Origin of the sequence: Maridesulfovibrio pacificus (SeqCode) (genome assembly GCF_048612815.1) — a bacterium.
In the GTDB taxonomy this organism is placed as follows: Bacteria; Desulfobacterota; Desulfovibrionia; order Desulfovibrionales; family Desulfovibrionaceae; genus Maridesulfovibrio; species Maridesulfovibrio pacificus.
In genome coordinates this window covers 150869-172364 of record NZ_JBLZNE010000003.1, presented here as the reverse complement: position 1 = coordinate 172364, position 21496 = coordinate 150869, and the positions used below count along the sequence as shown (strand labels likewise).

Sequence of the window (21496 nt, the reverse complement as noted above, 5' to 3'; positions counted from 1 at the left end):
TTTAACCCAAATATGTCGAGAAAAAGACTTTTAAGCGACAGCTTATTGACAAGATAAGTTGCTTGAGGCAATATTTCCGAAAACGTTTGCGGTTACGTTTGCAGAATCGGGAGCAAGGAACAAAAATGAGTAATAATTTTCAGGATTACCCACACAAAAGATTCAATCCCCTGACCGGGGAATGGGTACTTGTTTCACCACACCGCACTAAACGCCCTTGGCAGGGCAAACAGGAAAAAGCATCCCGCAACACCCTTCCTGCCTACGATGACAAATGCTACCTCTGCCCCGGAAACACCCGCAATCAGGGCGCGAACAACCCTGATTACAAAGATATTTTTATTTTCGACAACGATTTCCCCGCCCTGCTTCCCGACTCCGTGGACGGATTTTGTGATGACGACAATCTTTTTAAAGTAGAACCGGAAAGCGGTATCTGTCGGGTCGTCTGCTTCTCGCCTCGCCATGACCTGACCATTTCGCGCATGCAGCCGAAGAATGTGCGTAAAGTGGTGGATGCATGGTGCACTCAGTATGCAGAGCTTGGAGAACGTGATGAAATCGGCTACGTGCAGATTTTTGAAAACCGGGGCGACATCATGGGCTGCTCCAACCCGCATCCGCATGGACAAATCTGGGCCACCAGCTCCGTTCCTGTCATCCCTGCAGCGGAAGATAAGCGGCAGCAGGAATATCTGGACGGGAAAGGACAATGTCTGCTCTGCCGCTACGTGGAACGGGAGCTTGAAAACAAGGAACGGATCATTTTCAAAAATAATTCCTTTGTCGCCCTTGTCCCCTTCTGGGCTGTCTGGCCCTTTGAAACCATGTTGCTGCCCAAAACTCATATGGGCGCAATCACAGAAATGACCCCATCCCAGCGCGATGACCTTGCAGATGCGCTGGTACGCATGGGCATCCGCTACGATAATCTTTTCGAAACATCTTTCCCGTATTCCATGGGCATCCACCAACGCCCCACCTTGAATGACAAAGGCGAACACTGGCATTGGCACATCCATTATTACCCCCCGCTGCTGCGCTCAGCCACAGTGAAGAAATTCATGGTCGGATTTGAAATGCTGGGCATGCCTCAACGAGACATAACTGCCGAGCAAAGTGCCCAGCGGCTGCGTGACCTTCCCGAAACTCATTATCTGGACCGGGAGGGTTAGCATGCATTCCATTGAGGATTACCGTGTACATCTGGAACAGGGCGGGTTTGACGAACAGTTCAGCCTGATCCATTCCTCTGCCGAAGTTCAGAAATCGCGGGAGCGCATGCGTAATCTTCTACACTGCATGCTTGAAAATTTTGCTCCTGATGAAATCTGCTTTGCCAGTGCACCGGGACGCACCGAGATGGGCGGCAACCACACCGATCATAACCACGGGCATGTGCTGGCCGCTGCCGTGAACCTCGACTGTCTGGCCGCTTTCTCCAAATCGCAAAACAATGTGGTCACTATTCGCTCCGAGGGCTACAACCCTATCAAAATCGATATTTCCGACACGAAGCCGCGTGAAGATGAATATGAAACAAGCTCTGCCATTGTGCGCGGCGTTGCTGACGGATTCTGCAAGCTTGGACTGAATATCGGCGGATTTAATGCCTGCGTACACAGCACAATCTCTGCCGGGGCAGGCCTCAGTTCCTCAGCAGCTTTTGAAGTTCTGGTAGGCCGTATTTTCAGTTATCTTTTCAATGATAGCAAAATCGGACCACTGGAAATAGCCAGTGTTGCCAAGCAGGCCGAAAATATCCATTTCAACAAACCCTGCGGTTTCATGGACCAGATGGCATCCTCTTATGAAGGAATTCTGTCCATAGATTTTAATGATCCGGCGAATCCTGGTGTCACCCGTGTTGAACCGGAATTTAAAACTGCCGGCTGTGCTGATGGATTTTACGGAACAGGATACCGCCTCTGCGTAATTGATACCGGAGGCAGCCACGCCGACCTGACCCCGGATTATGCGGCTATCCCGGCTGAAATGTTTGAAGCTGCCAAATGCTGCGGACAGGATCAGGCCAAGGGGCTGACCCTGAACAGGATTCTTGATCACATTGACGATATCCGCGAAAAATCAGGTGACCGTGCTGTACTTCGGCTGTTTCACTTTATCGACGAAGACGAACGGGCTATAAATCAAGCCAAAGCACTTCATGATGGGAATATGGCTGAATTCATGCGCCTTGTTGCCGAGTCCGGCCATTCCTCCAGAGAGCTGCTGCAAAACTGCTACAGCCCTGCCACCCCCAAAAGACAACCAATTCCACTGGCTCTTACATTGACGGAACAGATTCTCGGTTCACACGGTGTTGGACGGGTACATGGCGGTGGATTTGCCGGAACTATCCAAGTTTATGTTCATAAATCTGATTTCAAAAAATACCGACATTCAATGGAAAAGGTTTTCGGAGAAGATTCAGTCATTGAACTGTCCATCCGCCAGCCGGGCCACGAATTTCTGACTATCCCTAAAAACAGGACGGAACCATAATATGGGACACATGACCCTCAAAGACCTCGCCCGCAAGCTCGGCATCTCCGCATCCACAGTTTCCCGCGCCCTGCACGACCACCCGGACATCAGCGACAAGACCAAGGAAGTGGTCATGGTGGCGGCTGAAAAGTACGGTTACCAACCTAATCCTATAGCTCAAAGCTTGAAAAAGCAGAGCAGCAAGGTCATCGGGGTTATCGTTCCCGAAATCAGGCACAATTTTTTCGCCACAGTAATCAGCGGCATCGAAGAAGTAGCGTACAATGCCGGGTATATCATCATGGTCTGCCAGTCCAACGAGACTCTGCAACGCGAGATCATGACTACCAAAGCGCTGGCAGCCAACCGCGTAGCCGGGGTGCTCATGGCTATTTCCCTTGAGACCACCAATTACGATCACATGCGCGCCCTGATGCGCCAAAATATCCCGTTGGTTCAATATGACCGCGTGGTGGACGAGCTGGATACCGGAAAGGTGGTCATTGACGATTTCAGAGCTTCATACAAAATGACATCCCATCTCATCGACCGAGGCTACAAACGCATCGGGTTCCTTGCCGGACGTGAAGGAATTTCCATGAACAGGCTGCGCTTCAACGGTTACCTGCAAGCTCTCAAGAATCACGGAGCGCCTTTCTATCCGGAACTGAACATCAATATCGGGGGCTGCCGGGGCAGCAACGGACGCGCAGGGGCTGAAGAATACCTGAAAATGGACAATCCACCGGATGCAGTACTCTGCATCAACGACCCTGTAGCTGTGGGTGCATTCTGCCGTTTCCGTGAAGCTGGCTGGCGCATTCCCGAAGATGTGGCCTTAGCCGGATTTTCAGGGTCACCGGAATCCGCACTTATTGATCCGGCCTTGACTTCCGTAGGCCAACCCGCCTTTGAAATGGGCAAAACAGCGGCCACCCTGCTGCTCAAACAGCTTAAAGACAAAGATAATTTCAGGCCGGAAACCATCACCCTTGAAACAGAACTGCTCATCCGAGGTTCAAGCTACAAGGAGGATGTGTAATGCCTATAAGCAGTAAGCCATGGGGCCGAACTCCATACAGAGAAGATGTCCTGCTCTTCACTCTGGAAAACAGTGCCGGATGCAAAGCTCATATTTCCACCTACGGGGCCATCTTGAAAGGGCTGGAGATTGCGGCAGGTGAAAAGAATATCGACGTAATACTCGGCTTTAATTCCCTTGAAGAATACATGAACGACGGAAATTACATGGGCGCAACTGTAGGACGGGTAGCCGGAAGGATTTCAAATGCTGCATTTGAGCTGGACGGGCAAAGATATCAGCTGGACCGCAACGAGGGCAGCAACCACCTTCACGGCGGCAAATACGGTTTCAACCGCCGAAACTGGGAAGTTCTGGAACTGAAAGATGGAGCAGACTCTCCTTCACTGACTCTTGAACTTCATTGCAAAAACGGCATGGGCGGATATCCCGGTAATCTGCGAATTGAAACCACTTTTACTTTAAGCGGCAGCACCCTTTCCATCGTCCACCGTGCGGAATCCGACTCCCCCACCCCGTTGAATATGACCGCACACCCTTACTTCAACCTGAACGGTGACGGACAGACAATTAACAGCCACGAACTGAAAATCTTCGCCACGCAAAGCTTATCAACTGACAACCATCTTACCCCCGATGGCGGACTCATAGATATTTCCGGCACTTCTGATGATTTCAGCGAGTTCAAAGCACTGGGAGAAAATGAACAGGACCGCTTTTATGTTCTGAACACCCAAAGCGAAGACACCATTCCAGCGGCAATTGCCCGAGCACCTGAATCCGGTCTTGAAATGGAAATCTGCACCAACCAGCGCGGAGTGCAGCTCTATACTGCAGACGGCATGACTGCCGGAACCAAGGGTAGTAACGGTTTCCAATACGGCCCGCGCTCAGGATTCTGCATTGAGCCCATGGGCTACCCGGATGCGGTCAATCAACCGGAATTTCCCTCCGTGATCTTGAATCCCGGAGAAAGATATAATCATTCAACCGAGTACAGGTTCCGTAGAATTTCCTAGGGAATTTAAAACGAACAAGGCGAGATGAAGCATGGCAAACGTAGAGCTTAAAAACGTCATCAAACGTTATGGATCAGTCGAGGTCATTCACGGTGTGGACCTTTCCGTAAAGGACAACGAATTCATCGTGCTGGTCGGCCCTTCGGGATGCGGCAAGTCCACCCTCCTGCGCATGGTGGCAGGTCTTGAGGACATCAGTGGCGGGGACATCCACATCGGAGAACGGGTGGTGACCAATGTATCCCCCAAGGACCGCAACGTAGCCATGGTTTTCCAGAACTACGCCCTGTATCCGCACATGACCGTTGCCGAAAACATGGGATTTTCGCTGAAGATGCACAAAAAAACCAAGGACGAGATTGAGCAGCGCGTGAATGACGTAGCCAAGATTCTCGAACTTGAACCTTACCTGCATCGCAAACCTTCGGAACTTTCCGGCGGACAGCGCCAGCGCGTTGCTATGGGCCGGGCCATGGTCCGCAACCCCGATGTCTTTCTCTTTGATGAACCGCTCTCCAACCTTGACGCCCAGCTTCGCACCCAGATGCGCATGGAATTGCGTAAAATGCACATGCGGCTCAAGACAACCACCATCTACGTCACCCATGACCAGATTGAGGCCATGACCCTTGCCGACCGCATTGTCATCCTCAAGGACGGCTATATCCAGCAGGTGGGTACTCCGGTGGAAGTATTCGAAAGGCCCAACAACGTATTCGTGGCCCAGTTCATCGGTAACCCGCCCATGAATATCCTTGAAGGGGCCATCAAGGTCTTTGACGGCAAAAGGTACGTCGTCAAAGGCAACACTAAATTTCCAGTACAGGATCATCAGGGACCGAACCTAAAAGACGGCGACCCGGTTCTGGCCGGACTGCGCCCGGACTCCATCAAAATGGGAGATAACATCGAGCGGCTCCAAAAGGACTGGTGGTGCAGCGGCGAGGTAGTTGTATCCGAGATCCTCGGTGCCCATTCACTACTCGAAATCGTCATCGACGGCGAAAATGAACTTATCGCCGAAGTGGAAGGAAGGGTTATTGCCCATCCCGGTGAGATTGTACCTATCGGATTTGAATTCGACCGCATGGTCCTTTTCGACCCGAAAACCAAAGAAGCGTTATACTAGCGACTCATCCATGTTGAATGCGCTTTAATGGAGGTTCAGCGCAACAGTAAGTTTAGTGAGAAATACTTACCGAAAGAATCCCTTAAAGCGACAAACTATAAAGGCTTAAGGATAACGTAGATTGTTTTAACATTTAGGAGGAAACATGAAACAGTCCCTGATTAAACTTTGCTTGGTATTCGCAGCGGTCGTGCTGCTGGCAGTTCCGCAGGTCTCTCAGGCCAAAGAACTCAAAGGCGACCTTGAAATTTTCTCTTGGTGGGCAGGTGATGAAGGTCCGGCCCTGCAGGCTCTGATCGGTCTCTACAAAGGCCAGTATCCCAATGTTAACGTCATCGACGCTACCGTTACCGGCGGTTCCGGTGTTAACGCAAGAGCCGTACTGAAAACCCGCATGCTCGGTGGCGAACCGCCGGACAGCTTTCAGGTTCACGCAGGTCAGGAACTCATCGGTACATGGGTTAAGTCCGACCGTATGGAAGACCTGACCTTCCTGTTCAATGAAGAAGGCTGGATGGATGTTTTCCCCAAGGGTCTGGTTAAGCTGATCGGTACTGACAAAGGTATCTGGTCCGTTCCGGTAAACGTGCACCGCTCCAACGTGATGTGGTACATTCCTGCCAACCTGAAAAAATGGGGAGTGGAAGCACCCAAGAACTGGAATGATTTCCTAAAAATCGCTCCCAAACTCCAGAAAGAAGGTATCGTTCCTCTTGCCATGGGCCAGAACTGGACCGCAACCCACCTCTGGGAATCCGTTGTTATCGCATCCATCGGTGCTGATAAATGGAATGACCTCTGGTCCGGTAAGATGAAGTTCAACAGTCCTGAAATGATCAAGGCTTGGGAACTCTTCGGTAAGATCCTGCCCTACACCAACAAAGACGCTGCGTCCCTTTCCTGGCAGCAGGCAACCGATATGGTTATCGATGGTCGCGCAGCATTCAACATCATGGGTGACTGGGCCGCTGGTTACATGTCCACCACTAAGAAAATGGTCCCCGGTAAAGACTTCGGCTGGCTGGCTTCCCCTGACACCGAAGGTGTATTCCTTTTCCTCGCCGACTCTTTCGGCCTGCCCAAGGGCGCACCCAACCGCGACAACGCAATCGCATGGCTGAAACTGCTCGGTTCCAAGAAAGGCAGTGATACTTTCAACCCCCTCAAGGGTTCCATCTCCGCCCGTACCGATACCGACCTGAGCAAATACAATGAGTACCTGCAGTCCGCAGCAAAAGACTTTGCTAAAGACGCAGTTGCCGCTTCCCTGATCCACGGCGCAGCAGCAAACGAAACCTTCGTAGGCAGCTTCGCACAGGTTATGGAAATGTTCCTGAAGACCAAGAATGCCAAGGCAACCGCCATGGCCTGCCAGCAACTGGCCGACAAAGCCAAGATTGGCCAATAGTCTATCTGGATAAGTAATTAATACCGCGCCGGGATTTCCCGGCGCGGTCCCAAAAGGGGTTTCGGCATATGAGGGAAGCATCACTGGACAGATTGAAGGCGTTTTTAACCCTTCTGCCATCAATTATCCTTGTCGCCGTTTTTGTATACGGTTTTATCGGCAACACCATCTGGATTTCCATGACCGACTGGGGCGGAACAGGCGCACTGGCCCTTGATCCGCAAAAAAATTTCATCGGTCTGGATAATTACGTAGACCTGTTCAACGGGTTCCTTTCCGGCGGTTTCAGACAGGACCTTGTTAACGCAGTGTACTACTCTGTCATGCTGCTCGCCGGAGCCATCGGACTTGGGATGTTCATCGCCATCCTGCTGGACCAGAAACCCAAGGGCGAGGATATCCTGCGCACAATTTTCCTTTACCCCATGTCCCTCTCTTTCATCGTATCCGGTACGATCTGGCGCTGGCTGCTGGCTCCTCAGGGGGGAGTCAACGTGCTGCCCACCTATTTCGGTTTCGATGCCCTTGATTTCCAATGGACCTCATCCACAAAAGCCATTCTTGAATTCAACTGGCAGAACATAATTCAAATCCTGCTCTACGTCGCAGCATTCATCCTGATTCTGATCGGGCTGTTCCTGCTCAAAGGCAATCCGCAAAAAGCAGTCAAACGCTGGCTCGGTCCCGGCGTGATAATCGGGGCCTTTGCATGGCTGGGCGGTTCCCTGTTTCCCCAAGCCCTGTTCATGGAAGAAATGCATGGCTTCAACCTCGCCACACTGGGTATTATCATTGCCACAGTCTGGCAGTACGCAGGCTACACCATGGCCCTCTACCTTGCCGGATTCAACGGAATTTCACAGGACCTACGTGATGCGGCCATGCTCGACGGGGCCAGCAGCACCGACTACTACCGTCATGTTGCCATTCCCATGCTCAAGCCGATCACCATCAGTGCGGTAATCATCCTCTCACACATTTCGCTGAAGATGTTCGACATCATTTTCGCCATGACCGGACCGGACAATGCCCAGACCGGACATCCGGCCCTGAATATGTATATGACCACCTTCCGGGCCAACGACTTTGCCCGGGGCGCAGCCATCGCCATCGTGCTTTTCCTCGTGGCAGGAACATTCATCGTTCCCTATGTGATCAGCCAGTACAAGCAAAGGAGAAGGGGATAAACCATGAGTACTACTACCCGGAAATCAGGAATCACCCCCGGCTCCATTCTGCTCTACGGCTCACTTTTCGTGCTGGCCATTTTTTTCCTTATGCCGGCATATATGGCGATTGTTACCGCACTTAAAGACCCGGCAAACATCAGCCTGCCCACCGCGTGGGAGCTGCCGGAAAAATTTAATTGGCGAAGTTTCCCTGAAGCCTTCGGGCTGCTGAAATCCAACATTGCAAGCTCCCTGATCCTGACCGTCTGCGCCACAGCGCTTTCCACTGTGCTCGGTTCGCTGAACGGATATGTTTTTTCCAAATGGAAATTCAAAGGCAGCGAGCTGATCTTCACCCTGTTCCTGTTCGGCATGTTCATTCCCTATCAGGTTATCCTGATCCCGCTCTTCCAGACCCTGCGGGCCATGAACCTATACGGCGGACTGCCGGGACTGATCCTTGCCCACGTGGTCTACGGGTTGCCGATCACATCGCTGATCTTCCGTAACTTCTACGCCCAGATTCCCACCGCGCTGGTGGAATCCGCAAGACTGGACGGAGCCGGATTCTTTTCCATCTACACCAAGATTGTCTTCCCGCTGTCCATCCCCGGTTTCGTGGTTACCAGCCTCTGGCAGGTTACTCAGATCTGGAACGAATTCCTCTGGGGTATCTGTCTCACCCGCCACGAGGACAACCCCATCACCGTGGGACTGGCCCAACTCGCAGGCGGACAGGCCGTAAGCTGGAACCTGCCCATGGCCGGATCAATCATGGCGGCTTTTCCGGTACTCATGATTTACATTTTCCTCGGCAGATACTTCATCCGTGGATTACTTGCCGGATCAGTTAAGGAATAAAAAGTGAAACAACTATTCATCGCCGGACTTGGCGAAATACTATTTGACGTGCTGGCAGATTCAGAAGAAATCGGCGGCGCTCCGGTCAACTTTGCATACCATGCGGGACGGCTGGGTGCAGACGGTGCAGCCATCTCCACTCTCGGTGATGATGATCGCGGACGGCGTGCCACCTATGAGCTCATGAACCGAGAACTCTACCTTTCGGGGGTAAGCATTGACCCTGACCACGAGACCGGATACGTGGAAGCCAGTCTGGATGATCAGGGCGTGGCAACCTACTATTTCCCGGATGACATCGCTTGGGACCACCTGAAACTTAATGACACCGCTATGGACTTTGCAGCACAGGTTGATGCGGTCTGCTTCGGTACACTTGCCCAGCGCAGTGCGGAATCACGGAAAGCCATTCAGACCTTCCTGGATGCTGCCCCGCAGGCATTGAAAGTCTATGACATGAACCTGCGCCAGAATTTTTACAGCAAGGAAATCATCGCCGAATCGCTTGAACGGGCCGATGTGCTTAAGCTGAACGATGATGAAATTAGAGTCATTGCGCCCATGTTCGGACTTGAAGGCAGCGAGCGCGATATGCTCAAAACCCTGCATGATAATTTTGGCCTTAAATGCTCGGTGCTGACCCGCGGCAACAAGGGCAGCCTGATCATCTGTGATGAGGGTGAAATTGATCATCCCGGCATTGAAGTGACAAAAATTTCAGACACCATAGGCGCAGGAGATTCCTTTACCGCTGCGGTGACTATCGGATTGCTGCTGGGACATTCTCTGAAAGAAATCAGTGATCATGCCAACAAGCTGGCCGCCCATGTCTGTTCCTGCAAAGGAGCCATGCCTGCAATCCCCGCAGAATTTAAGTTAATAAAATAATATTTTTAATACAGGATAAGATCATGAAAAGAAGTGAAATCAACGCACTGATCATCAAGGCCAAAGAATTTTACGCCGGACACCGCTTCAACCTGCCAAAATGGGCATTCTGGGGACCGGAAGACTGGAAAGGTAAGGGCGACAGCGAGGTTGTACGCAATATGCTCGGCTGGGACCTGACCGACTACGGTAAGGGTGATTTCGACAAGCTGGGCCTGATCCTGTTCACCATCCGCAACGGCAACCTCCAGACCGGAGACCCCAAACCCTATGCGGAAAAGATCATGATCCTGCGCGAAGGACAGCTCTGCCCCATGCATTTCCACTGGTCCAAACGGGAAGACATCATCAACCGTGCGGGCGGAAATCTGGTTATCAAACTTTACGGTTCCAATGAGGATGAATCCATGTCCGATCAGCCTCTGGAAGTAAGTGTGGACGGCTTTGTGCGCACGGTAGAACCGGGAGGTGTGATAGTACTTGAACCGGGAGAATCCATCTGCCTTGAGCCGGGCATGTATCATTGCTTCTACTGCGAAGAAGGAACTGGGGATGTCATGGTCGGCGAGGTCAGCGCAGTCAATGACGACAACATCGATAACCGCTTCCACGAGCCCCTGCCCCGTTTTCCCGAAGTGGACGAGGACGAGGAACCGATTCACCTGCTGGTCACTGACTATGCAAAGTATGTCTAAGAATCAAAAAACCAAAATCCCGGTTTGGAGCACTCCTAACCGGGATTTTTTATGTCTTTTTAAAAATTAATCAAGAATACCCAATTCCTTCAGCTTATCTGTCAGAGCCTCAGCAGTCAGAGGCTTGACAATATAATCCGTGGCTTCGCTCTTACTGAAAGCTTCGAATACTGTTTTCACGTCCGAAAGAGCGGTCACCATTATGATTACGGACTCTTCAGCAGGTGCAACCTTGGACTCACGTTCTATCTCCCTTATCTCCCGAGCTGCATCCAGACCGTTTTTTTCCGGCATCATAATGTCCATGAAAATAAACTGGTACGGTTCATTCTTCTCCAGAGCGGTCTTGAACACATCCAAAGCCTCCGCCCCATTAACAGCAACATCAACTTCTCCAATCTTCTCAAGAAAAAGCTGTAAGAAACTTCGTGATACATAGTCATCTTCAACAACCAAAAACTTCATCGCACCACCTCATGCAATTGGATTAAGAGGAACACGCCAATATGAATAACACAGCAGCATCTCTTTTCAACATGCTGGAATTAATATGTATCAATCATCCATCCCCGGAAGATTAATCATAATTGAAGTTCCTTTCTCAGTTGAACTTTCATAGGAAATACTTCCGCCCATGGTTTCAGCAATCAGCTTTGCAGAATAAGTTCCCAGCCCTGTTCCATCGGACTTGTCGGCAGTAACATATTTTTCAAAGAAAGTGTCCCGGATACTTCCAGGAACCGCGCCCATATTATGAATCCGTATGACAACATTTCCGTCAATAACCCGAATGTCGAAAATGATATCCTCGTTTTCAGGGGAAGCTTCCACAGCATTTTTCAAAATATTGGACAGGAGTGAATAGGTCAGAAATTCATCACAACGAATATTAAATGAAAAATCCCCCTCAACATCCTTACCCTCGAACTGTTCCCTTATGACCAGCATCTTATACCTTACCAACTCGGATAAATCCTTAACCACAGAGCGGGCAATGGAATATATATCTGCTTCTGCAGGACTGTATGCATAGGAACCTGTCTCCATCTTGTAGAGATCAAGAGAAAGATTAATCATACTCAACAGTTTATATCCGGACGCCTTTATGTACTCCAACACTTCCCGCTGATCTTCTGTAAGATTGGCTTCAGCATCACTCAACAATAAATCAGGAAGCCCGATAATCCCGTTCAAAGGGACTTTAAGGTCATGGCGCACAATGCGGTCAACATGCTCCTTCAAATCGGCAAGTTTTTTCTGTTCACTAATATCAATAAAATTTTCAACCATATGCAACTTGCCATCAATCATGACCTTGCTTACGCTTTTCTGGATGGGAATATGTGTGCCGTCCTTTCTTTCAATAACATGCTCTTCGTTGCTTTCTTCCAGACCGCGATCAACAATAGGGCACCTCCCTTTGCATGCGGTACAGATCACACTAAAACATTCCGCTCCGATTACCTCTTCCCACTCCCTGCCCATCATCTCAAGAGCCTTGGGGTTTACATCGACAATCCTATAGTTTTCCGCTTCAACCACCATTACCCCGGCCTGCATGGCATTCAATGTAATATCTAAACGATCATAGGCATCGACTAGATCCTGAGTACGCTGCTGAACCATACGTTCAAGTTCCAAACTATGGTTTCGCATAATCTCGTGGTTTTCGTAATTCTCAAGGGCATTAACTGCGGAAAGCATGAAGACTGAGAATAGTTTCAAGGTGGTATCTAAAATTTCTTCCTTGCTCTGCTGCATTATCCCTACAAACATTCCCCGCACCCTGAACGGAGTAAGGAGAGCATGAAGCAGAATGTGATTCTCCCCGGCAGAATCAAGGAAAAAGACCGGACCGTCAGACTGCAAAGCATAAGCAAAAGACTGATCCGCAATAAGTAGATCTATTTCTTTTTCCAGTTTTGCTGAGGCACTGTCGGGGCAGGAACGGACCCGCACAAAATCCTGTGTATTATTATCCACAAGATAAACCGCACAAGACTCGAACGAAATCATCCTCTGAGCGCGATCACAGATATCCTGCAGCAATGTATCCAACGATGACTGCTGCGGGGAAAGGGCTGTTATGGTCCCAAGTTCTCTAGCGAGGTCCAAGGCTTCCATTGCAGCAGCCTTCTCCAATTGAAGAGCTTTAATCTGCTGCTGTTGAAATTTTATCAATTTTTTTTCGTCCATCCTAACCTCCGAATATGGCAAGAATGTCCGCAATCTGCCGTTTAGCCTTTGATATGGTAGTTAAAACCGCGCCGTCAGGAATCCCGAGAGTTTCCCATGCCCCGGGGTATGGGGCGCTTACCTGACCGAAATTATTAGTTCCGTATTGCATCGCCACTGCCATAACATCCGCGACAGAACAGATTGCAGACTCAATGCTAAGCTCACGGGATCGGCCCCCGTGATGCCCGACCACCCCGGCAGTAATTGACGGCGGTATATTCCAGAGTTCAAAGAGTTTTCCGGCAAGTTCACAATGGTCAAACCCGAAGATGATGGACTCTGCTTTGCAATAACTGATGTTGCGAGACATACTCAGCTGGAAAGCCAGATCTATCTTTTCCGGATATTGCTGCAGCATAATCAGCTGCCCGATGTCATGAAGCATCCCGACGACAAAACATTTATCTTGCGAAATTCCGGGAACCTGCAGAGCAAGAATGCGGCAAAACACAGCACATGCTAATGAATGTTTCCAAAAATCAGCCATGGAAAAACCGACATTATGCTCTCCCTTGAAAGCCTCCATAACCGAAACACTTAAAGCAAGCTGGCATACCCCATCAGTTCCCACCAGTGATACAGCCCGGCTCAAGGATTCAACCGGAAGGTCAAAGCCATACAATGGACTGTTGACAAGACTGATTAATTTGGCACTCAGCCCCGAATCCTTGGAAATAATATCCGCAAGGTTTTCAGAGCCGGCCCCGGGATCGTTAAGAGCTTCCATGATCTTGTAATAAATGTCCGGGAAGGCCGCCAAACGGATGCCACTCTTTAAAAAGACACCCGCACTTTTAAAAAGAGGGACATCAGGGATATCAAGATCGCCGCCGATGGGCATCAAAATTTCAGGCAGGGCATTTTCCTTTTCCAGCACCCCAACAAAATGCTTAATGCAGGCTTCTTTCAAAACCTGCATGGGTGCCACAGACATATTCGCATATGCGAACACTCCCTCTACGTATTCCTCTGCAAGAGCCAGCAGACGGGAATCCGGCTCGTCATTATCTTCTCCCGGCTTGCTTCCAATAAAAACCTCTGCTTCGCTAACGCCCCATATATTGAAAATTCGCAGATGCTGCTCTTCAAGCACAGTATCAGCAGCCAGCAGGAAACGGCCATTAGCCCCTTTGACGTCCTCCAGCAGACGCATTCCGACTTTCAAATCACCTACAAAAACTTTCATAGTCTACCCTTCGTGATTGCAAAATTCCTGAAAAAACACTCTGGCTTTGATTGAAGAATAACAGATGGCGGGCAATTTAAATACAATTTTACTTTGCATAGGAATAAAAAAAAGGAGGCACAGCATAAGCCGCACCTCCCTTGAGAATAATTTGCTAATAAATTTAGAGCAGAGACACTAAGTCGGCGGGAGTATCCAGCACAATATTCGCTCCGGCTTTTACAAGCTCACTTTCACCACGGAAGCCCCAACCGGCTCCGATAGCAATCATGCCGGCATTAACTCCGGTTTTAACATCAACATCAGTATCACCAATGAATAAGGTCTGTTGCGGTGAAACACCCATTTTTCCCGCAAGCTCAAGAGCTGCATCAGGTTCGGGTTTAAGAGGAACATCCTTGCGCCCGCCGTAAACAGCAAAAAAGTCTATTTCCGGCAGGAACTTGGCTACGGATTCAACAGCGTGCTCATGAGGCTTATTGGAAAGGATCGCGATTTTTTTCCCGGCGGCAATAAAAGCAGCAAGCACCTCGGGGATTCCGGCATAAGGACGGACGTGATTATTAAGCTCCTCTTCAAATTTCTTAAGCAGGACCGGCACAAACTTATCGTAATCTTCCTGATTCTGTTTATCTTCAGGTAGCACTCTCCATGCCAGTTTTTTTGCACCGTCACCTACGAACTTCCGATATGCATCTACCGGATGGGTCGGGAATCCCGCTGACTCCAAAGCGGAGTTCCCAGCTGCAGCGATATCGCTCAATGTATCAAGCAGGGTTCCATCCAAATCAAAAATCACAGCTGAAAAATCAAGTGAACTTTCCATCTTTACAACTCAATAATAATTATAAGGTTTAAAACATATTTCCGGCAATACATTGCTCTTAAGCATGAAAAACATGCCACATAATCAAAGAAAACATAACGGGCAAGGACTAACGCCACTGCAAGCTCACAGTCAACATTTTCCATGGATGCAATCCGTGCGAAATAGATTGACGTTTCTGCCCGTTTGAAGTTGGCTTATTTAACAGCAATTAAACCGAATCAACCACACAAATTTATTATCTTGAATATGCCCGCAACCGAATACAACACAGCGCAAATCATTGATGCCCTGCAGGCTGACCCCAACCTTAACAAAGCGGAAATGCCTGCTTTAAAAGAATTATCGCGCATGGTCAGCCAGCGTAAATTCAGGAAAGGAGAATTCATATTCAAAGCCGGAGACGAATCAAATAATTTCTGTCTCGTGGAAAGCGGGAAAGTTATCCTTTCCAAAGAATCGCCATCCGGGAAATCCTTCACCTACCTTGTCGCCACCCGGGGAATGACCTTGAACGGGATCACCTGCTTCAAACCCGCTCCAAGGATTTTCAGCGCCCGTGTTGTGGAAGATTCATCGATCATCACAATACCCTGCCATGAATTCAGATATTGGGTTGAAAACAATCCCCCCGTTGCCATAGGTATATTGGGAACTATGGGTGAACTGCTGGACGGAGCATACACGCGCATCATTGATCTAATTGACGAAAGCGTTGAGACGCGCATTCTCAATGTACTCAGCATGTTATCCACCCGCATAGGTTCAGAACTCCCTCTCACCAACGAAGATCTTGCAGGCATGGTCGGAACTTCGCGTGAAAGCGCGGCCCGGGTAATATCCAGACTACAGGATAACAGAATTGTTTCCAAAGGACGCGGCAGCATCACCGTTCTGGACAAAGAACAACTGGACGAAACAGTTTCCAGCCCCTTTTTCATTATTTAAAAACACCTTCCTCAGTGACCTGCGTCATTGTTCGCATCGAACTTCCGTAATATTTCCTGATCAAACAACATAACTTGAAACAGGAAGACATAATGCACGGTTATTTAATCACTTTCTTTACTCAGAAAAACCGAGAACAGGACGGTATGCCGCTGGCAGACTGGATTGTGGAAGAAGCCCGAAAAATCGGAGTACGCGGTGCAACGCTATTCAGCGGGCAAGAGGGTTTCGGTCATGACGGACGTTTCCATTCAGACAACTATTTTGATTTTGAGGACAAGCCGCAACTCGTAACCATGGCCCTGACTCAAGATGAGTGCGACTGCCTGCTTTCCTGCCTGCAAGCCAACCAGCTTCGTATCTTTTACACCAAATCAAGAGTTGAATTCGGATTTACCTCTTAATCCCCGAATTCTTCACCTCCCCGACAATTCACCCACCCTGACGGCTATAGCCTCTTCATCAGCGGCAGGTAGCTGACCAACAAAGGAATCTCACATGATAGGACCATTTATAAACGGTGCTGCACTGCTTGCGGGCAGTATTGTCGGTGCCATGATCGGCCCGAAACTTAATGCCAATATCCGTACCCGCATGCCCATGATCTTCGGCTGTGCATCCATGGGCCTCGGCGTAGCCATGATAATAAAAGTTAAACTTTTAGCTCCGGTTATGCTGGCTCTGGTAGTCGGATCCTTGCTTGGTGAAATTATAAAGCTGGAAAATATTATCCAGAACTGCGCAGCAAAAGCCCGTATTGTAATCGAAAAATTGACCCGCCCCAGCGGAGATATGAATCAGGAAGAATTTCTGGATAAATTTGTGGCTCTGCTGGTTCTCTTCTGTATGAGTGGCACCGGAATTTACGGTTCCATGACCGAAGGCATGACCGGAGATGCCACCCTGTTGATAGTTAAATCTATCCTCGATTTTTTCACCGCTCCCATCTTCGCCTCCACAATGGGCTTTACAGTGGGCATTTTGGTCTTTCCACAATTTCTCGTTCAAGGCTTGCTATTTCTGGGAGCTTCCCTGATTCTGCCCCTGACCACCCCAGACATGCTGGCAGACTTTTCTTCCTGCGGTGGGCTGATCATGCTCGCCACGGGATTTCGCATCTGCGGGATCAAACAATTTCCGGTAGCGAATATGATTCCGGCACTTGTTCTGGTCATGCCCCTTTCATATTTATGGGCAACTTATTTTGGATAGTAATTTTCACGACTAAAACGAGGTACCTTATGTCATCAGACATAAAATATCCTGATCCCGACACCAAACATCCGGTAGCAGGTTTTCCGCAAGTGACGTTCATCAAGAACTTCAATGAAAATCCCAACGTAATAATCGGTGACTACACATACTATGATGATCCATCGAGACCGGATAATTTCTTTGAAAACATCCTATATCATTTCGATTTTATAGGTGATAAACTGATCATTGGCCGTTATTGCGCCATTGCCAGAAATGTTTCTTTCATAATGAACGGGGCAAGCCATGCCACGGGTGGTTTCTCCACCTACCCATTTTTCATTTTCGGATCGGGATGGAAGGATGCTACACCTCCGGCAGAACATACCTCCTACAAAGGCGATACTGTAATCGGCAGTGACGTCTGGATCGGATATGACGCCACGATCATGCCGGGAGTTAACATAGGACACGGCAGCATCATCGGAGCAAAATCCGTGGTAACAAAAGACGTTCCTCCATACAGCATTGTTGCCGGAAATCCGGCAAGAGTAGTTAGAATGAGATTTGATGAAAATACAATTGCAGCATTGCTGGATGCACAATGGTGGGAATGGGAACCTGAAAAAGTGACCCGAAATCTGCCTGCCATTATCGGCTCTGATATGGAACATTTACAAAAAGCAACCTAGTGAAACGGTTCGAATTAAGGCTGCACTTACCTGACGCATAAAAAATCCCCGCAACACTCAGAAGCGTTGCGGGGATTCAAATTTCTACAAGGGCCGGATTTATCCCGGATAATCAAATTCATCCCTAAGAACATCTAAGGCGATTTCTTCCTTGGTCTTGTACTTATCCTTATCAATAAGGGTCGGCTGCCCTGTGGGCGGCACATCGTGGTACATATATTTATAGATGTCGAAGTTGAGACAAGTCTTGTTGCGCAGGTGCATTTCCCGAAACCACTGACACCCCACATCCAGAATCTGCTTGCCGACATTGATAAAAGCGCCAAAGGGAGTAGCTTTGCCAATGGGCATCGTCATCTTGCGGGCAATCTTCATGTTTACGAGGCAACACCATTCATTGACCCTGCACTCCGGCAGAGGCCAAGGTTGCTTGAAGAAGATATCGTGCATACGCGGCAGATGATAAGCGCGGACCTGTTTTCCCTCCGGCGGCTGGGCACTGCGGTAAAGGTCGACCAGTTCACGAAAATCCGGGCGGTAATCCATATAGGTATCAGGTGAACATTTACCGGAAAATGCCGCGGGACAATACCAGCACTGCCCGATGTGTCCGGCAGCAACATGATCTCCGATACCATCGACCATGGCCCCGATTATATCTTTCCTGAAGATGGCATCGTTGTGAATGATAAGCACATAATCCTTATCACTCTTTTCCCAGCCGTACTGGTAACGAACGGAATGGCGATACTCTTCGTCATCTATGCGATCCCATTCAATAGGAAAGCAATAATTCCAATACTTGGGCATGTAGTATTCGATCTTATGGGATAGAGCATCCAGAACATACTGATGGCAGCCCGCATCAATCCCCTTGGTCTTGGTATTTTCCTCAATAAAGTAAATCTTATCGATATGCTGACCGCTGGCCCGTTCAAGGGAAAGCAGAGCAAGACAAGTCTGCAAAGGCTTACCGCACACACTTATAATAACATCAACCTTACTCACTGATTCTGCTCCGCAAACACGATATTAAGCCGAAAATGGTTTCTATCTCTACCGATTAGATTTTGTTTATATAATTAAATTTTAACGATTAATCCACATCATTTAATAATGATTTCGGCAGGAACGGCATCCGGTCCCTTACGGGCTGTGGCGGAAGGCGGTGACGTATGCCATGGATTCGGTGCCTTGGCCATATTGTGACCGAGAACAAAGAGCTTGCTCATGTAGACCGGACTGAAAAGCTCGTCCGACTTTTCCTTGTAATCAGGAGGGATGAAAGTCAGCTTGAAATCCACTCCGTCACGCTCAGCAGTATAGTACATGCGGTAAAGGTCACCGATTCCCTGATTGCGAATCAATCCGGCAAGGGAACGGGCCGCAATGCCACCTATATATGGCTCAACCTGAACCCCTTCAGTAATCAAAGCATCGTTGCGGATAATGTACAGGGTAATCTTCCGTTTCTCGCCTATCTTTTCCAGCTCCTCGGCAAGGTGAATACTGGGAGGATAACAAAACACCTGATTGCTGACCCCGCCGTCCACGTGCATTTCATCGTAAATATCATCCCCGGCTTTGACCTTGAAATAAACCGGAGGAAAAGCCACGGGAACTGAAGCCGAGGCAAGAATAACATCGCGGATGAGCTGATCCGCTTCCGGTGTTCCGTACTGAGCCAACGCGCCGATATCCCAATAGACCGGCCGCATAGCATCAAGGTTCGTGGTACCGATCAAAAGCCTGCGGCCCTTGCGATGCTCCATGGCAATTTTGGCTATGAAATCATGATTGATGAATTTCTTAAGAGCCTGTTTTAAAGGCTCAGTACTATACACCGAGTCCCCGGAAATTGCAGAGACATAAGATCGTTCCAGCACAAGGTCTCTAGTTTCAAAGGTTGTATAGAACATTTCGATGAAAGGATCGTAGTCCGGTCCCATGAAAGCAAAGGGAGCAATCAACGCCCCGGTACTGACCCCGGTCACCAGACCGAAATTGGGACGATCACCGCGTTCGGTCCAGCCGCAAAGAAATCCGGCCCCGAAAGCTCCGTCAGCTCCGCCACCGGAAAGAGACAAAAAGCTGATTTCCTCCGGCAGCATATTCATCCGGCTCAATGCGGCCCATTGTTCCATGACCTTATTCATATGCTTTGGAGTTGTATCTCCAAAAAAACGAACCTGATCATAACCGGGCAAACAGGCTAGATCCTGCATCTCCGCCGGGATAGGGTTGCGCTTGAGTCCGCAACCGGCCAGCAAAGCCATCAAAAAAGAAAAGACAATAAGCCTGCAATAAAAGTTACTTTTCATATTTAAAATTCCATATTTATTTGATCAACCACTCATATATAAAGCTTAAACAAAAACAGCATCATCTTCAGACAAATATCTGATCACAACATGGAATGAATGTGTATACTTACTCTGTTTAACTCTGCTGTCGGCAGACAGAACATAATTACGATTTAAAAAACCTGCAAATTAATAAAGGGAGAGAGAACATGCTTTACCGTAAAGTACCTAAGACAGGAGAAAAATTGTCCATCTTGGGCTTTGGTGCCATGCGCCTGCCCATGATCGATGACAATAATATTGATGAAGAACGCGCAATCGCCCAGATTCGTAATTGCATCGACAACGGAGTAAACTATGTGGATACCGCATGGCCCTACCACGGCGGTCAGAGTGAAGGTCTTGTGGGCAAGGCCCTCAAGGACGGATACCGCGAGAAAGTTGCCATTGCCGACAAGCTCCCCCAATACATTGTTGAATCTCGCGAACATATGGACGAGATTCTTAACGAGCAGCTGAGACGGCTTGATGTTGGCAGTATCGACTATTACCTGATCCATGCAGTTGAAGGCAATTCATGGGACCGCTCAGTGGAACTGGGCATCAAAGACTTTCTGGACAAAGCCCTTGAATCCGGAAAAATACGCTATGCAGGCTTTTCATTCCACGGTGTTCCCGAAGATTTCAAACGCATTGTGGATGATTATCCGTGGACCTTCTGCCAGATTCAGTACAACTTTCTGGACACTGAAAATCAGGCCGGAACCGCAGGACTTAAATACGCAGCATCCAAGGACCTCGCTGTCATGATAATGGAACCCCTGCGCGGCGGGAACCTCAGCGCTCCTACTCCCCCGGACGGAGTACAGGAGATTTTTGATGAAGCTGAAACCAAACGTGCTCCGGTTGAATGGGCCCTGCGCTGGGTCTGGAACCATCCCGAAGTGACTGTGGTCCTGTCCGGCATGAACGAAGAGGGACACATCAAGCAGAACCTCGCCATTGCCTCCGAAGCTAAAGCTAATTCCCTGACTGAAGGGGAACTAGCTATTGTGGACAAGGTCGCTGCAAGGTACAAGGAACTCATGCAGGTCCCCTGCACCGGCTGCGCATACTGTATGCCCTGTCCCGCCGGAGTCAGGATTCCGGGTTGCTTTGAACTCTTCAACAGTGCCCACATGTTCAAAGAAAAAGCTGAGTACTTTAAATTCCAGTACGCCGTATTCTTCAGCAAAGAAATGGCGGGTGAATCAGCATATGCATCCCAGTGCGTGGAATGCGGGCAATGCGAAGAGCACTGTCCCCAGCACATTGCTATTCCCGAACAGCTTAAGCGAGTCGTGGATTACTTTGAGCAGGGAGACATGCAGGCCAAAGTAGACATGGTAGCCAACAAACAGGAAAACTAAAT

21 protein-coding genes are annotated in these 21496 nt (G+C 49.1%); 15 read left to right on the top strand and 6 right to left on the bottom strand.

The window, feature by feature from the left end; all coding sequences use genetic code 11:
- The first annotated feature begins 125 nt into the window (after positions 1 to 125).
- The 10 genes from ACNI23_RS20095 to ACNI23_RS20050 all read left to right on the top strand — a co-directional run bounded on the left by ACNI23_RS20095 (position 126) and on the right by ACNI23_RS20050 (position 10698).
- Entirely contained in the window at positions 126 to 1175 is a 1050-nt protein-coding gene (locus ACNI23_RS20095) for a UDP-glucose--hexose-1-phosphate uridylyltransferase (RefSeq protein ID WP_420250994.1), read from the top strand.
- A gap of 1 nt (position 1176) precedes the next feature.
- Positions 1177 to 2505, top strand: coding sequence for a galactokinase (locus tag ACNI23_RS20090; protein ID WP_420250993.1), 1329 nt, complete (start codon positions 1177 to 1179; stop codon positions 2503 to 2505).
- Position 2506: 1 nt separating this feature from the next.
- Positions 2507 to 3529 (top strand): LacI family DNA-binding transcriptional regulator, encoded by a 1023-nt coding sequence (locus ACNI23_RS20085; protein WP_420250992.1) that lies wholly within the window; start codon positions 2507 to 2509, stop codon positions 3527 to 3529.
- The gene (locus ACNI23_RS20080) at positions 3529 to 4548 is read left to right on the top strand and encodes an aldose epimerase family protein (RefSeq protein ID WP_420250991.1); all 1020 of its coding nucleotides are present in this window, start codon (positions 3529 to 3531) and stop codon (positions 4546 to 4548) included. Before ACNI23_RS20085 ends, ACNI23_RS20080 begins: the two co-directional genes overlap by 1 nt.
- Before the next feature lie 31 nt (positions 4549 to 4579).
- Positions 4580 to 5677 carry an ABC transporter ATP-binding protein gene (locus ACNI23_RS20075; protein WP_420250990.1) on the top strand — a complete coding sequence of 366 codons (1098 nt, stop codon included), beginning with the start codon at positions 4580 to 4582 and terminating at the stop codon, positions 5675 to 5677.
- Between the two features lie 145 nt (positions 5678 to 5822).
- The gene (locus ACNI23_RS20070; RefSeq protein ID WP_420250989.1) at positions 5823 to 7085 is read left to right on the top strand and encodes an ABC transporter substrate-binding protein; all 1263 of its coding nucleotides are present in this window, start codon (positions 5823 to 5825) and stop codon (positions 7083 to 7085) included.
- A gap of 68 nt (positions 7086 to 7153) precedes the next feature.
- On the top strand, positions 7154 to 8272 hold the full coding sequence (locus ACNI23_RS20065; RefSeq protein WP_420250988.1) for a carbohydrate ABC transporter permease: 1119 nt from the start codon (positions 7154 to 7156) through the stop codon (positions 8270 to 8272).
- 3 nt (positions 8273 to 8275) lie between these two features.
- Positions 8276 to 9115 (top strand): carbohydrate ABC transporter permease, encoded by an 840-nt coding sequence (locus ACNI23_RS20060; protein WP_420250987.1) that lies wholly within the window; start codon positions 8276 to 8278, stop codon positions 9113 to 9115.
- Between the two features lie 3 nt (positions 9116 to 9118).
- Complete coding sequence (locus ACNI23_RS20055) at positions 9119 to 10003, top strand: carbohydrate kinase family protein (RefSeq protein ID WP_420250986.1); 885 nt, start codon at positions 9119 to 9121, stop codon at positions 10001 to 10003.
- Positions 10004 to 10026: 23 nt separating this feature from the next.
- Entirely contained in the window at positions 10027 to 10698 is a 672-nt protein-coding gene (locus ACNI23_RS20050; protein ID WP_420250985.1) for a D-lyxose/D-mannose family sugar isomerase, read from the top strand.
- 66 nt (positions 10699 to 10764) lie between these two features.
- On the opposite strand, the gene ACNI23_RS20045 is transcribed toward ACNI23_RS20050, so the two are convergent.
- The 4 genes from ACNI23_RS20045 to ACNI23_RS20030 form a co-directional block, all read right to left on the bottom strand.
- Positions 10765 to 11163, bottom strand: a complete 399-nt coding sequence (locus ACNI23_RS20045; protein WP_420250984.1) for a response regulator — start codon at positions 11161 to 11163, stop codon at positions 10765 to 10767.
- A gap of 90 nt (positions 11164 to 11253) precedes the next feature.
- Positions 11254 to 12894 carry a GAF domain-containing protein gene (locus tag ACNI23_RS20040; RefSeq protein ID WP_420250983.1) on the bottom strand — a complete coding sequence of 547 codons (1641 nt, stop codon included), beginning with the start codon at positions 12892 to 12894 and terminating at the stop codon, positions 11254 to 11256.
- Between the two features lies 1 nt (position 12895).
- Positions 12896 to 14122, bottom strand: coding sequence for an HDOD domain-containing protein (locus ACNI23_RS20035; RefSeq protein WP_420250982.1), 1227 nt, complete (start codon positions 14120 to 14122; stop codon positions 12896 to 12898).
- A 163-nt stretch (positions 14123 to 14285) separates the two neighbouring features.
- A complete protein-coding gene (locus ACNI23_RS20030; protein ID WP_420250981.1) occupies positions 14286 to 14948 on the bottom strand; it encodes an HAD family hydrolase in 663 nt (220 codons plus the stop codon).
- A gap of 249 nt (positions 14949 to 15197) precedes the next feature.
- On the opposite strand from ACNI23_RS20030, the gene ACNI23_RS20025 reads away from it, so the two are divergent.
- The 4 genes from ACNI23_RS20025 to ACNI23_RS20010 all read left to right on the top strand — a co-directional run bounded on the left by ACNI23_RS20025 (position 15198) and on the right by ACNI23_RS20010 (position 17782).
- The gene (locus ACNI23_RS20025; protein ID WP_420250980.1) at positions 15198 to 15896 is read left to right on the top strand and encodes a Crp/Fnr family transcriptional regulator; all 699 of its coding nucleotides are present in this window, start codon (positions 15198 to 15200) and stop codon (positions 15894 to 15896) included.
- A 92-nt stretch (positions 15897 to 15988) separates the two neighbouring features.
- Positions 15989 to 16300: a DUF190 domain-containing protein gene (locus tag ACNI23_RS20020; protein WP_420250979.1), complete on the top strand. Its 312-nt coding sequence runs from the start codon at positions 15989 to 15991 to the stop codon at positions 16298 to 16300.
- Between the two features lie 94 nt (positions 16301 to 16394).
- On the top strand, positions 16395 to 17108 hold the full coding sequence (locus tag ACNI23_RS20015; RefSeq protein WP_420250978.1) for a DUF554 domain-containing protein: 714 nt from the start codon (positions 16395 to 16397) through the stop codon (positions 17106 to 17108).
- A gap of 29 nt (positions 17109 to 17137) precedes the next feature.
- Entirely contained in the window at positions 17138 to 17782 is a 645-nt protein-coding gene (locus tag ACNI23_RS20010) for a CatB-related O-acetyltransferase (RefSeq protein WP_420250977.1), read from the top strand.
- A 99-nt stretch (positions 17783 to 17881) separates the two neighbouring features.
- Here the strand turns inward: ACNI23_RS20010 and ACNI23_RS20005 are convergent, their stop codons facing one another.
- Both ACNI23_RS20005 and ACNI23_RS20000 read right to left on the bottom strand, forming a co-directional pair.
- Positions 17882 to 18790 carry a hypothetical protein gene (locus ACNI23_RS20005; RefSeq protein ID WP_420250976.1) on the bottom strand — a complete coding sequence of 303 codons (909 nt, stop codon included), beginning with the start codon at positions 18788 to 18790 and terminating at the stop codon, positions 17882 to 17884.
- A 98-nt stretch (positions 18791 to 18888) separates the two neighbouring features.
- Positions 18889 to 20103 (bottom strand): patatin-like phospholipase family protein, encoded by a 1215-nt coding sequence (locus ACNI23_RS20000; RefSeq protein WP_420250975.1) that lies wholly within the window; start codon positions 20101 to 20103, stop codon positions 18889 to 18891.
- Positions 20104 to 20294: 191 nt separating this feature from the next.
- Between ACNI23_RS20000 and ACNI23_RS19995 the strand changes: the two genes are divergently transcribed.
- Entirely contained in the window at positions 20295 to 21494 is a 1200-nt protein-coding gene (locus tag ACNI23_RS19995; protein WP_420250974.1) for an aldo/keto reductase, read from the top strand.
- The last annotated feature ends 2 nt before the right edge of the window (positions 21495 to 21496 follow it).